The 12,415-nt window shown below is 67.0% G+C and carries 11 protein-coding genes; 4 read left to right on the top strand and 7 right to left on the bottom strand.

Going from position 1 to position 12,415, the window contains the following annotated elements:
- Positions 1–2: 2 nt before the first annotated feature.
- The 5 genes from G7B69_RS10015 to G7B69_RS09995 form a co-directional block, all read right to left on the bottom strand.
- Positions 3–317, bottom strand: coding sequence for a hypothetical protein (locus G7B69_RS10015; RefSeq protein WP_166178776.1), 315 nt, complete (start codon positions 315–317; stop codon positions 3–5).
- Between the two features lie 98 nt (positions 318–415).
- Complete coding sequence (locus G7B69_RS10010; protein WP_166178774.1) at positions 416–2,617, bottom strand: copper-transporting P-type ATPase; 2,202 nt, start codon at positions 2,615–2,617, stop codon at positions 416–418.
- Between the two features lie 336 nt (positions 2,618–2,953).
- Positions 2,954–3,109 (bottom strand): hypothetical protein, encoded by a 156-nt coding sequence (locus tag G7B69_RS10005; protein WP_166178772.1) that lies wholly within the window; start codon positions 3,107–3,109, stop codon positions 2,954–2,956.
- Between the two features lie 50 nt (positions 3,110–3,159).
- Positions 3,160–3,423, bottom strand: a complete 264-nt coding sequence (gene infA, locus G7B69_RS10000) for a translation initiation factor IF-1 (RefSeq protein WP_166178770.1) — start codon at positions 3,421–3,423, stop codon at positions 3,160–3,162.
- A 406-nt stretch (positions 3,424–3,829) separates the two neighbouring features.
- Positions 3,830–5,026: a phospholipase D-like domain-containing protein gene (locus tag G7B69_RS09995; protein ID WP_166178768.1), complete on the bottom strand. Its 1,197-nt coding sequence runs from the start codon at positions 5,024–5,026 to the stop codon at positions 3,830–3,832.
- Between the two features lie 110 nt (positions 5,027–5,136).
- Here G7B69_RS09995 and rpoZ point away from each other — a divergent pair, with 110 nt between their 5' ends.
- The 3 genes from rpoZ (at position 5,137) to G7B69_RS09980 (ending at position 8,169) form a co-directional block, all read left to right on the top strand.
- Complete coding sequence (rpoZ, locus tag G7B69_RS09990) at positions 5,137–5,481, top strand: DNA-directed RNA polymerase subunit omega (protein WP_166178766.1); 345 nt, start codon at positions 5,137–5,139, stop codon at positions 5,479–5,481.
- Positions 5,482–5,631: 150 nt separating this feature from the next.
- The gene (locus G7B69_RS09985; RefSeq protein WP_166178764.1) at positions 5,632–6,705 is read left to right on the top strand and encodes a DUF3667 domain-containing protein; all 1,074 of its coding nucleotides are present in this window, start codon (positions 5,632–5,634) and stop codon (positions 6,703–6,705) included.
- Between the two features lie 42 nt (positions 6,706–6,747).
- Positions 6,748–8,169 (top strand): serine aminopeptidase domain-containing protein, encoded by a 1,422-nt coding sequence (locus G7B69_RS09980; protein ID WP_166178762.1) that lies wholly within the window; start codon positions 6,748–6,750, stop codon positions 8,167–8,169.
- Positions 8,170–8,179: 10 nt separating this feature from the next.
- Here G7B69_RS09980 and ftsH read toward each other — a convergent pair whose 3' ends face one another.
- Together ftsH and G7B69_RS09970 are read right to left on the bottom strand one after the other, a co-directional pair.
- Positions 8,180–10,120, bottom strand: coding sequence for an ATP-dependent zinc metalloprotease FtsH (gene ftsH, locus G7B69_RS09975; protein WP_166178760.1), 1,941 nt, complete (start codon positions 10,118–10,120; stop codon positions 8,180–8,182).
- Between the two features lie 75 nt (positions 10,121–10,195).
- Positions 10,196–11,071: a nuclear transport factor 2 family protein gene (locus G7B69_RS09970; protein ID WP_166178758.1), complete on the bottom strand. Its 876-nt coding sequence runs from the start codon at positions 11,069–11,071 to the stop codon at positions 10,196–10,198.
- Here G7B69_RS09970 and G7B69_RS09965 point away from each other — a divergent pair.
- A complete protein-coding gene (locus G7B69_RS09965; RefSeq protein ID WP_166178756.1) occupies positions 11,056–12,189 on the top strand; it encodes an oxidoreductase in 1,134 nt (377 codons plus the stop codon). The two genes, G7B69_RS09970 and G7B69_RS09965, sit on opposite strands and share 16 nt — an antisense overlap.
- The last annotated feature ends 226 nt before the right edge of the window (positions 12,190–12,415 follow it).

The raw sequence follows: 12,415 nt of genomic DNA, 5'->3' as shown, positions 1-12,415 counted from the left end.
CGTCACTTCGCGCGCCGCTGCCTCATCATCTCCTGACGCATCTGGGTCATTTCCGTGTGCATCTGCTGCATCTCGCTGTGCATCTGCTGCATGGCCTGCATCATCTGCACCATGTGCTCGCCGCCCATGCCCTGCATCTGGCCCATCCCGCCGCCGTGCATTGCGCCGGCCGTTCCCGGCGCGCACGCGGCCGGGGCCGCCGGCGCTGCAGACGGACTCGCCGTGTCATGTCCATGCGGGTCCTGGGCGAGCACCGGCGCGGGCGAGGCGACCGCCATGCTGGCGACGGCGGCGAACAGAAGTTTGGTGGTGTGCATTGGGGAGCTCCTTCGCGGCTCGTTTCGGGCGAGCTTTGCGCAGGCGTAAAGGGGCCAACCTTCGCGATGTATTCGCAATTATCCGGAAGCGCTTGCGATCAGATCGGCGCGCTCCGCAGCCGCAGCGAATTGAGAACGACCGAGATCGACGAGGCGCTCATCGCGAAGGCGGCGAACATCGGACTGATCAGGATGCCGAAGAACGGGAACAGCACGCCGGCGGCAACCGGCACCCCGGCGCTGTTGTAGATCAGCGCGAAGAACAGGTTCTGGCGGATGTTGCGCATCGTTGCGCGAGCCAGGCGGCGGGCGCGAACGATACCGTCGAGGTTGCCTTTCACGAGGGTGATGCCGGCGCTCTCGATCGCCACGTCGGCGCCCGTGCCCATCGCCACGCCGACATCGGCCTGCGCCAGCGCCGGGGCGTCGTTGACCCCGTCGCCGGCCATGGCGACCTTGCGCCCCTGCTGTTGCAGCTCGGCAATGATGCGGGCCTTGTCTTCGGGCAGCACGTCGGCGCGAATCTCGTCGATCCCGAGCCTCGCGGCCACCGCGCGCGCGGTGCGTTCGTTGTCGCCGGTGGCCATGATGATCCGCAATCCGAGTTCGTGGAGGTCGCGCAAAGCGGCGGGCGTGGTCTCCTTGACCGGGTCGGCCACGCTGACGAGGCCGGCCACGGCCCCTTCCACGACGACGAACATCACCGTCTCGCCCTCGTCGCGGCGGGCATTCGCCACCGAGGCCAGATCGCCGGCGTCGATGCCGAGATCGCGCAGCAGCCTGAGATTGCCCAGGGCGACCCGTTTGCCATCGACCGACCCCTTCACCCCCTTGCCGGTAACGGCCTCGAACTCCTCGGCCGAGCCAAGCGCCAGGCCTCGCTCCTGCGCGCCGCCGACGATCGCTTCGGCCAGCGGATGCTCGGAGCCCTTCTCCAGGGTCGCCGCGAGCCGCAGGACCTCGTCCTCCCGATGGCCCGCTTGCGGCAGGACCGCGGCGAGCCGAGGCTTGCCCGTCGTCAGGGTGCCGGTCTTGTCGACGATCAGCGTGTCGACCTTCTCGAAGCGTTCCAGCGCCTCGGCGTTCTTGATCAGCACGCCGGCTTGCGCCCCGCGCCCGGTCGCCGTCATGATCGACATCGGCGTCGCCAGCCCCAGCGCGCACGGACAGGCAATGATCAGCACCGAGACCGCCGAGATCAGCGCATACGACAGCGCCGGCGCCGGCCCCCAGATCGCCCAGGCCGCGAACGCCACGGCCGCGGTGCCAATGACCGCGGGCACGAACCAGCCGGCTACCTTGTCGGCGTATTTCTGGATCGGCGCGCGCGAACGCTGCGCGCTGGCGACCATCTCGACGATTTGCGCCAGAGTCGTGTCGCTGCCGACGCGCCTGGCCGCCATGACCAGCGTGCCGGTGCCGTTGATGGTCGCCCCCGTCAGCGTGTCGCCGGCGACCTTCTCGACCGGAACCGGCTCGCCGCTGATCATGCTCTCGTCGACCGAGGAACGGCCATCGACGACCTCGCCGTCGACCGGAATCTTGTCGCCCGGCCGCACTCGCAAACGGTCGCCGACGCGGACCTGTTCGAGCGGGATTTCCTCCTCGCTGCCGTCGTCGCGGATGATCCGGGCGGTCTTTGCCGCTAGGTCGAGCAAGGCGCGGATGGCCTTGCCGGTGCCTTCGCGGGCCCGCAGCTCCATCAGCTGGCCGAGCAGGACGAGGACCACGATGACCGCCGCCGCCTCGAAGTAGACCCCGACATTCCCGTTCATGTCGCGAAAGCCGGCGGGAAAGAGCCCGGGAGCGAGGACGGCGACCACGCTGAACGTCCATGCGGCCATGACGCCCATGCCGATCAGCGAGAACATGTTGAGGTTGCGCGATCGGAACGAGCTCCACGCGCGCACCAGGAACGGCCAGCCGCACCACAGCACCACGGGGGTCCCCAGGGCGAATTCCGTCCACACGGCCGTGCGCTCGCCCAAGCCGGCGCGCACGCCTGCGAGGCCGAGGAAAGGCCCCATGGTCAGGACGAGCAGCGGTACCGTGAGCGAAGTCCCGATCCAGAACCGGCGCGTAAAGTCCGCCAGTTCGGGATTCGGCCCCTCCCGCGCGGCGCTCGCCGTTTCGAGTTCGAGCGTCATGCCGCAGATCGGGCATGAACCCGGCGTTGTCTGCCGCACCTGCGGGTGCATCGGGCACGTATAGACGGGGCCGTTGTAACCGTCAGGCACGCGGTCGTATTGATTGCCGGCCGCGTCATGGTTGGGCTTCGATGAATGAGAATGTCGAGCCATTCCGCCAGCTCCTCGCTCAGCCCGAGCCGCAAAGCGCGTCCGGCGCACGACCATCCAGTGGGCCTGCGATCCTTACGCCCTTGTCGTCCCAAGAGCATCATGTGAGGTGCGCATGGAGGGGCGGCCGGGCCCGGCCCTGTCAGCGACCCGTTATCCGCCTGAAGCGGCCCCCTCGAAAGTCAGATCAGCGACGCTCCGCGACCGCCATTTGCGATGCAGAAAAGGCACAAGCAGCGGCGGCGCCCAGGGCCAGGTCTGGCGGTGTGGGCTGGGGCTCGGGGTCGAGCGGAAGCCCCTCGCGGTCGGCGTCGGCCGGCACAAGAGGCTCGGTGTCGCTCAATCGACCATCGCCGCCACCAGGCGGCGCAGTTCTTCGGTCGAGAGGACGGGCGAACGGCGGCGGCGATGGTCGCGCGCAGCCGGTTGGGCTTTCGGCTCGTAGTTGAGCGAAAGCCTGGGGCGCCTTGCGGCGCCAATCGTCAGTGTAGTCATTGTATTCCTTGTCGCGGCCTTCGCGGCCGCGCTTTCAATTGAGGCGAGCGTCAGCGCCTGAAGCCGCTCCGCCTGGCGGCGGGGCCTACTCCGGGCGTTCGCTCGCGGAACACGATCCGGCCCTTGCTCAGATCGTAGGGGGTCATCTCCACGTGGACCCTGTCGCCGACCACCGAGCGGATGCGGAATTTGCGCATCTTGCCGGCGGTGTAGCAGATCAGGCGATGTTCGTTGTCGAGCATCACGCCGAAGCGGCCATCGGGCAGGATCTCGTCGATCAGCCCTTCGAGGGTGAAGAGTTCTTCTTTTGCCAATGTCAGTCTTTCATCGATATCGGGTGTGCCGCCGGCGCCGATAACGGCTCCGCGGCGGTGCCGAAAAAGCATGAAAGGGAAGGAGGGGGCCGGCAAAGGCGCGGCCAACACATTCCGTCGCAAACGACGTCAGCAAGGGCCCAGATAGGGATTTGCGCACGAATTGCAACCTCGGTGCCGTTTTGTTGGACCCGGCGGGGCGAAAACGCTTTCCTACATGTTCCTTTTATGTTCCATACTCGATATGGAAAAGTCCGCCTTTTGCCGGATTCGGCTCGCTGCGCCGGGAAACGCTGTAGGAGAAGTGTCACCCTGTCGCCTTGCCCAAAAGTCCAGGATTTCCGCGGGTTTCGTAGGCGACACCAGGGTGACAGGGTCCGTAAAGTGTCACCCGGTTGTCGCCCGGCTAGAGCCCGAGGTTGACGTTGCGGCTGATGGAATAGTCGACCACCGATGTGAGGAACCAGCTGAGCCACCAGCGCAGGCGGTTCCACGGCGTCGCCCATTCGCGGTAAAGCTCGGCGGTGACCTCGAGCGAGGCGGGCTCGTGCTCGGCGACGAAGGCGCGCAGACGCTCGGCCAGGCCGTGGTCCTCGATCCGCACGACGATCTCGAGGTTCACGTAGAGGCTGCGCATGTCGAAGTTGGCGCTGCCGAGGTAGACCGTGTCGTCGAGCACGATCAGCTTGGTGTGCAGCTTGCACGGCTGGAACTCGAAGATCCGCGCGCGATCGCGCAGCAGCTTCTTGTAGAGCGTGCGCGAGGCGCCGATCGTCGCCGGGTTGTCCGACTTGCCGGCGAGGATGAGCCGGGTGTGGCCCTTGGCGGCGATTCGCCGGATGCGCTTCCTCAGGCGATAGGCCGGGGCGAAGTAGGCCATGATCATGTCGAGCTTCTCGCCGCGGATCAGGTCGCGGCTCACGGTGCGCGACCAGGTCGACAGGCCGATGGTCGGGCCGCCGATGAGCAGCTGGACCGGGGCGACGCCGGGGTCCCACGCGCGCACCCGGCGGCGAATGTCGCGGAAATGGGCGCGCGGGTTGCCGGTCCATTGCTCGAGCTGGTCGAACCAGTCGACCACGCGCTCGACGAGCGATCCTTCGACGGTGAAGGCGAGGTCGCGCCAGCCGTTCTTCTCGGGGGGGGCGAAGTAGTCTTCCTCGATGTTGAACCCGCCGAGCATCGCCGTCCGCTCGTCGGCGACGACGATCTTCTGGTGGTTGCGGATCACGTAGCTCGGATTCCACCGCCGGCTGAAGATGCAGAAGTGCCCGCCGGCCTCCTCGAGCTCGGCGAAGAAAGCGTCGTCGACGCTGGCGCCGAAGCCGTCGACGATCAGCGAGACCCGCACCCCGCGCCGGGCGGCGGCGGTGATCGCCTCGCGCACCCTGCGCCCGCAGGCGTCGTCGGCGTAGACGTAGAAGGCCAGCTTGAGCGAGACCTGTGCCTTCTCGATCAGCTCGAGCAGCCGTTCGAGCCGGCCCGCGCCGCTCGGGAAGAAGCACAGGTCCTGCCCTTGCGCGGTGACCTGGAAGGGCTCGGGATCGCGGTAAGGCGAGACCGCTTCGGGCCGGGTCTCGGCGGGGCTCGCGACCTTGTCCATCGAGGTCCTCTTAGCATGGCGGAGCCCGAGCGAAACCTTGACTTCCCGAGGGCGGCGCACTAGGTGGCGCGCTTCCCGCACATTGCGTTCATTTGCTTCTGGAGTGCCCCATGGCGCGCGTTACCGTCGAAGATTGCGTCGACAAGATCCCCAACCGGTTCGACCTGGTCCTGCTCGCCGCCCAGCGCGCGCGCGAGATCTCCGGCGGCGCCGAGCTGACCATCGACCGCGACCGCGACAAGAACCCGGTCGTCGCGCTGCGCGAGATCGCCGACGAGACGGTCAAGCCCAAGCACTTGCACGAATCGGTCATCCAGTCGCTCCAGCGCGTGCTGCCGGAAGACGAGGAAGAGGCCGACGAGATCGGTTCGCTCAGCCAGTCGGCCGAAGCGATGCGGCTGTCCGCCGCCGCGCCGGCGCGCTCGACCTCGGTCGGCGGGGACTACGAGGGCTAGCCTCTCGCTTTCGCGCATCGAACAAGGGGGCCGCGGAAACGCGGTCTTTTTGTTGGATACTTGTCGGAAAAGCGCTGGCATTCCGTCCCAGGGTCACTCGACGGCGCGGCCCAAATCCGTGTAGATCGTCCTGAGCAACGGGGTGGCGGGATGAGCAACATCGGCGAAGCGGTTGGCACTCTGGCCGAAGGCGCGCTTTACGCCCGCGCGGTCGAGCCGAAAGCCGGCGAAGACGGGCATACCCACGAAACCAGCTGCCTCAACTGCGGCACCGCGCTGGTCGGCTCGCATTGCCACCGCTGCGGCCAGCATGCCCACGTCCACCGCACCGCCGGCGCGTTCTTCCACGACATCCTCCACGGCGTGCTCCACTTCGACGGCAAGACCTGGCGCACGCTGCCGCTGCTGGCGTGGAAACCGGGCGAGCTGACCCGCCGCTACATCGCCGGCGAGCGCGCCCGCTTCGTCAGCCCGATGGCGCTGTTCCTGTTCTCGGTGTTCCTGATGTTCGCGGTGTTCCAGCTCGCCGGAATCGGCCCGCCGACCGACATGGGCCCGCCGGTGCAGATCGGCAGCGACGAAGCGACCGACAAGGCGCGCGACGATCTCAGCGACCTCAAGCAGGCGCGCTCCAAGATGAGCAGCGGCAACCCCGCCGCGCCGATTCTCGACGCGCAGATCGCCGGCCTCGAGAAGCGGCTCGGCGCCGATGCCAAGCCCAAGCCCGGCGACAAGGTGGTTCTCGCCGAGAACAAGAAGCGCGGCAGCCGCATCACTACCCGCTACACCGGCTACGCCTTCTTCGACCACGCGATCGAGAAGTGGAAGGCGAACCCGGGCCTGATGGCCTACAAGCTGCAGTCGAACAGCTACAAGTTCTCGTGGCTGCTGATTCCGCTGTCGGTGCCGTTCGTGTGGCTGCTGTTTCTCTGGCGGCGCAAGTTCGGCATCTACGACCACGCGGTCTTCGTGACCTACTCGCTCGGCTTCATGACGCTGTTCTACGTCGTACTGGTGCTGCTCGGCGGGCTCGGTGTGGGCACCGGCGTGCTGCTGGCGGCGGGCACTTTCGTGCCGCTGATCCACATCTACAAACAGTTGAAGGGCGCTTACGGCCTGTCGCGCTTTTCCGCGCTGTGGCGCACGCTCGCGCTGAGCTTCTTCATCTTCTGGATCCTGTTCCTCTACATCGACGTGCTGCTGGTGCTCGGCGCCGTGGACTGAGCCGCGGTCGGCCTGCGCTCGGCCGTATGGGAGGGGGTAGTCATGCAAGTGCTGCAGTTGCTCGGTTCGATCCTGCTCATCCTCGCGGTGTTCGCCGTCGGCCGATCGCTATGGCGCTTCGTCGCCGGCCTGTTCGCCGCGCGTCAGCTGGTCGAGGCGCATGCCGATGCGCCCGATCCGGCGGCCGTCGTCACGCTGATCCACGGGACGTTCGCGCGCAAGGCGCCATGGACGCTGCCCGGCTCCCGGCTGTGCCAGGCGCTGGGGGCGCATTTCGCGGACCGGGTCCAGTTGCGGCGCTTCGAGTGGTCCGGCCGCAACAGCTTCCGGGCACGCCGGAAGGCGGTCGCCGATCTCATCCACGACCTCGCCGCCGCCCGCGCGCGCTGGCCCGGCGTGCCGCATTACCTCGTCGGCCACAGCCACGGCGGAACGGTCGCGATCGGCGGCGTGCTCGGCAGTCCGGAGGGCGCGGTCGACGGCGTGGTGTGCCTGGCGACGCCGGTGCTGACCACGCGCCGGCGGCGCTTCTCGCGCGCGGTCCGGACGATGATCGGTCTCGGCTTCTTCGTCACCTTGCTGCTGCCGTGGATGGACCTCGAATCGGATGCGGGTCCGACCGATTTGGAGATGGGAGCGATGGTGGTCTGCGCGATCCTCGCCTTCGTCTGGTATCGCGCCGCACGGCGGCTGGCGCACACGATCTGCGACGTGCAACCCTATAGCGAGCTCGACCCCGAGCGCACTGCGTTCATCCGCAGCCCGTTCGACGAGGCGAGTGGTATCATCGGCCTCGCGAACCTGCTCAGCTGGATCGTCAGCCGCCTGACCTCCGGCCCGTTCGACGTCTTCGCCAGCTTCGAGCGCGTCGACGGCGGAAGCAGCCGGTTGCGAATGGCGTTCGGATACGCGGTGCTGGCCGGGGCAGGCCTGGCGCTGCTGACGCTGCCCGACTGGATGCCCGCGGCCAAGCGCCTGATCGAAGGCACGCCGTCGGTCGGCGCGGTTCATACGCTGGCGACCGGCCTGATCCTGATCGTCGGGCTGAGCGGATTCGCGCTGACGGTGCTCGCGCCGCTGATCCGCCTGGCATTGCGCAACAAGGTGGTCAGTTGGCTTATCTGGCCGGTCTACCTCTACGTGATGTTCCTCGGCGCGATCTTCTTCGTCCCGGCGATCGTGCTGATGAGCCTGGCTCACGCGGCGGCGGTCGGAATCGAGCTGCTGCTGTGCTCGGTGATGGTCGAGGTGACCGCCGAACCGTGTCCCGCGGGCAACTGGACAGTGTACCAGCTGCGCCCGCCGCCCGAGGGCGGCCTCAGGCACAGCAGCGTTTACGAGAGCGACGCCGGGCTTGCCGCACTGCTGCGCGCGCTGGAGGGGATCGCGGCCGAAGGGCCGGTCCCGTTGATGAACGATCAGGCGGAGGTCCCGGCGGCGACGCTATCCAGCGCCGCCGCCTGAACGGTCGCGGTCAGGCGCCCTGCGGTGCCGGCCCGGCGAAGCGCTTGCCGGCCTTGGGGATCGACGAGCCCTGCGCCGGGCGGGCGATGGTCGGCCCGCTGGGCTGATCGGGACGATCGACCTTGCCGGTGTCGAGCAGCTGCTGGATCTCTTCGCCGGTCAGCGTCTCGTACTCGAGCAGCGCCTGGGCGAGCAGGTGGAGCTTGTCCTCCTGCGCCTTGAGGATCTCGGTCGCCCGCTTGTGAGCGTTCTCGACCAGCGCCTTTATCTCGGCGTCGATCAGCGTGTTGGTCTCGTCGGCCATGAAGGTCCGCTGGCTGCCGCCCATGCCGAGGTAGCCTTCGTACTGGTCCTCGTACTGCAAGGGCCCGAGCTTGTCCGACATGCCCCACTTGGTGACCATGTTGCGGGCGAGGTCGGTGGCGTAGTGGATGTCCGACGAGGCGCCCGAGCTGACCTTGTCGTAGCCGAAGATGATCTCCTCGGCGACGCGGCCGCCCATGCTCACCGCCAGGTTGGCGTGCATCTTGTCGCGGTGGTACGAATAGTTGTCCCGCTCGGGCAGGCGCATGACCATGCCCAGTGCGCGGCCGCGCGGGATGATCGTCGCCTTGTGGATCGGGTCGGACGCTGCCTCGTTGACCGAGACGATCGCGTGGCCGGCCTCGTGGTAGGCGGTCATCTTCTTCTCGTCGTCGGTCATCACCATGCTGCGCCGCTCGGCGCCCATCATGACCTTGTCCTTGGCGTCCTCGAATTCCTGCATCGCGACCAGGCGCTTGTTGCGGCGGGCGGCGAGCAGCGCCGCCTCGTTGACGAGGTTGGCGAGGTCCGCACCCGAGAAGCCGGGCGTGCCGCGGGCGATCGTCCGCGGGTTGACGTCGGGCGCCAGCGGCACCTTCTTCATATGCACTGCGAGGATCTTCTCGCGCCCGTCGATATCGGGGATCGGGACGACGACCTGGCGGTCGAAGCGGCCCGGGCGGAGCAGCGCCGGGTCGAGCACGTCCGGCCGGTTGGTTGCGGCGATGATGATGATGCCTTCGTTGGCCTCGAAGCCGTCCATCTCGACGAGCAATTGGTTGAGCGTCTGCTCGCGTTCGTCGTTCGAATTGCCGAGGCCGTGGCCGCGGTGGCGGCCAACCGCGTCGATCTCGTCGATGAAGACGATGCACGGGGCGTTCTTCTTGGCTTGCTCGAACATGTCGCGCACGCGGCTGGCGCCGACGCCGACGAACATCTCGACGAAGTCCGAGCCCGAGATGGTGAAGAACGGCACGTTGGCTTCACCCGCGATCGCGCGGGCGAGCAGCGTCTTGCCGGTGCCGGGCGAGCCGACCAGCAGGGCACCCTTGGGAATCTGTCCGCCGAGCTTGGAGAAACGCTGCGGGTCCTTGAGGAACTCGACGATTTCCTCGAGCTCCTCGCGCGCTTCGTCGATGCCGGCGACGTCGGCGAAGGTGACCCGGCCTTGCTTCTCGGTCAGCAGCTTGGCCTTGGACTTGCCGAAGCCCATTGCGCCCGAGCCGCCGCCTTTCTGCACCTGGCGCAGCGCGAAGAACGCAACCCCGAGGATCAGCAGGAACGGCAGCGCCTGGATGAGGATGTAGGCGAGCACGCTCATTTCCTGCTTCTGTGCGCCCGAATAGCGCACGCCGTTATCGTCGAGGAGCTTGGGCAGGCCGGTGTCGTTGGCGACCGGCACGGTCGAGAAGGTCGTGCCGTTCTTCAGCTTGCCGGTGATCTGCTCGGGCGAGATCGAGACCTCGTCGACGGTGCCCTCGGCCACCTTCGCGCGGAAGTCGGAATAGCCGAGCTGGGTACCCGCCGCATCGCGCGGGCCGCCGAACATCGATACAACCAGCAGCAGCGCGAGGAAGATCCCGCCCCAGACGAGCAGGCTCTTGATCCACGGATTGCCGTTGTTTTCGGGCTCGCGATTGTCGCTCATGAACGAAGTCTACCTTTCACGCGTCAATGTAGGCGCAGGCGGGTGAATGGCAAGTTGACGCGCGCGAAAGTGCGATCAGCTGCGACCGACGGTCCGCTCCCCGCGGCGGCTGACGTGGATGTCGCAGATCAGGCCGTCGCGCAGGGTGTATTCGACGCGGACCGGCACGTCGTACCATTCCCCGGTCTTCAGCGGCCCGACGATGAAGTCCGGGGCGTCCTCCACCGCGGTGAAGCGGCTGATCGCGTCGTAAACGATCCGCTCGTCGCTCACCTCGAGATGCTCGGGGATGACCGTCTCGCGCACGCGGGCGAACATCGGCCGGTAGAAATCGACGATGCCCTGGCGGCCGCGAATGTCGCCGACCGAGCTCGTCAGGTGCAGCACCACGTCTTCAGTATAGAAGCCCGGAAAACGCTCGAATTCGGCTCCCGAAAACGCCGCCGAATAGGCGTGGAAGGCCGCCACCTGGCTGGGATGGGCTCCCAGCCGCGGGAGCTTGGTCACACCGTACTCGGGCGGCCAGGTCATCGACTTGAGCTCGGCGATCCTGCCATCGGCGTCGAGCCGGTAAGTGACGAAGAATTTCACCGTGATCAGATCGCCGGGATGCATCTCGCCGAAAGGAAAATCGGGCCGGTGCTTGGTCGCATGAAAGTCCATGTCGACTTCGGCGAACAGCATTCCGTCGCCGCTCATCACCGTCTGCGGACGCATCACCTCGCGCACGCCGTCGTGCGCCCACTTGAGAAAGGCCAGCAGCCCGTCGGCGCCCACGCGCACCCCGTTGGCGCTGACCATCCGCGTGTCGGTAGCGAAGAAGCGCGCCACCAGCGCGTCGTCGTCACCGGTGTTGAACAGCGCCTCGTAAGCCTGATAGTCGAGTTCCATCGCGTGGGCGTTATGGCGCGCCTGATCGACCGAAGGAAGTGCCGTTGACCGACCGATCACCGCTGTTCACGCCCTTCCGCCTCGGCACCCTCGACTTGCCGAACAGGTTCGTCATGCCGGCGATGCAACGCGGGATGTGCGAAAACGGCAGCCCGAAGCCCGAACTGGCGGCGTATTACGCGCGCCGCGCCCAAGGCGGCGTACCGCTGATCATCGGCGAGAGCTCGGCGATCGACCACCCTTCGGCGACGATTCAGCCGAACTCGTCTTGGCTCACCGCGCGGACGCAGCATGCTTGGGCGCGCTGTGTCGACGCCGTACGCGAGGCGGGCGGTCAAATGCTGCTGCAGCTGTGGCACGAAGGCGCGGTGCGCAACGACGACGATGCGTTGAGCCCCTCGGGGCTCGTCCATCCGGGCAAGGCCAACGGGCGGGCGATGACCCGCGAGGAGATGACCGCCATCGGCGAGGGCTTCGTCCGCTCGGCGCGCGTTGCCCGCAATGTCGGCGCCGCGGGGGTCGAAGTGCATTGCGCGCACGGCTACTTGCTCGACCAGTTCCTGTGGCACGGTTCGAATGTGCGCGAGGACGGCTACGGCGGGGCCGACATTGCCGACCGGGTGCGCTTCCCCGCCGAGATCGTTCGCGCGATCCGCGCCGAATGCGGGCCCGATTTCCTGATCTCGCTGCGCTTCTCGCAGTGGAAGGAAGTCGCCTACGACGCAAAGGTCGCGGCCGACCCGGTGGAGCTCGAGCGAATGGTCACCACGCTGCGCGAAGCCGGCGTCGACGTGCTGCATTGCTCGACCCGCCGCTTCTGGGAAGCCGAATGGGCCGGCGACGGCAAGAACCTGGCCGGGTGGGTCAAGGCCTTGAGCGGGCTGCCGACGATCACCGTCGGCAGCGTCGGCCTCGACACCGACGTGATGACCACCTTTATCGAGGGCAAGAATCTCGCCTCTCGCATTCCTGAAGCGATGGCCGAGCTCGAGGCGCGGCTGGCGGTGGGCGAGTTCGACCTCGTCGCGGTGGGCCGTGCGCTGATCGGGGACCCCGATTTCGTCCGCAAGCTGGAGTGCGGCGATCGTGAGACCATACGCACCTTCGCTCGCGCCGATCTCGGATCGCTGGAATGGGACACCTCGATCATCGAGGAAGCTCACCGCGCTCCCGCTTGATATGAGTTAGGCGAGCGGCGGTTCTGTCGCACGCTGCGGCCACTCTGGCGAACTCGTTGAATTTCGCCGGAAACCAAACGCCCCCTAGGGATTTTCCCAATTGCGACCTCGTGGACGGGGTGCACACGACTTCCGCGCGGAACAACCAGGCCCTCTGGTTATTTGTGCAATGCAACATATCTTATGTTGCGATGCACAAGAAAGGTGTAGAGCGGGAATCGAAGGC

Source organism: Croceibacterium segetis (genome assembly GCF_011320115.1).
Taxonomy (GTDB): domain Bacteria; phylum Pseudomonadota; class Alphaproteobacteria; order Sphingomonadales; family Sphingomonadaceae; genus Croceibacterium_B; species Croceibacterium_B segetis.
Note: the sequence above shows the minus strand (reverse complement) of the source record. Positions and strands in the feature narration are given on the sequence as shown.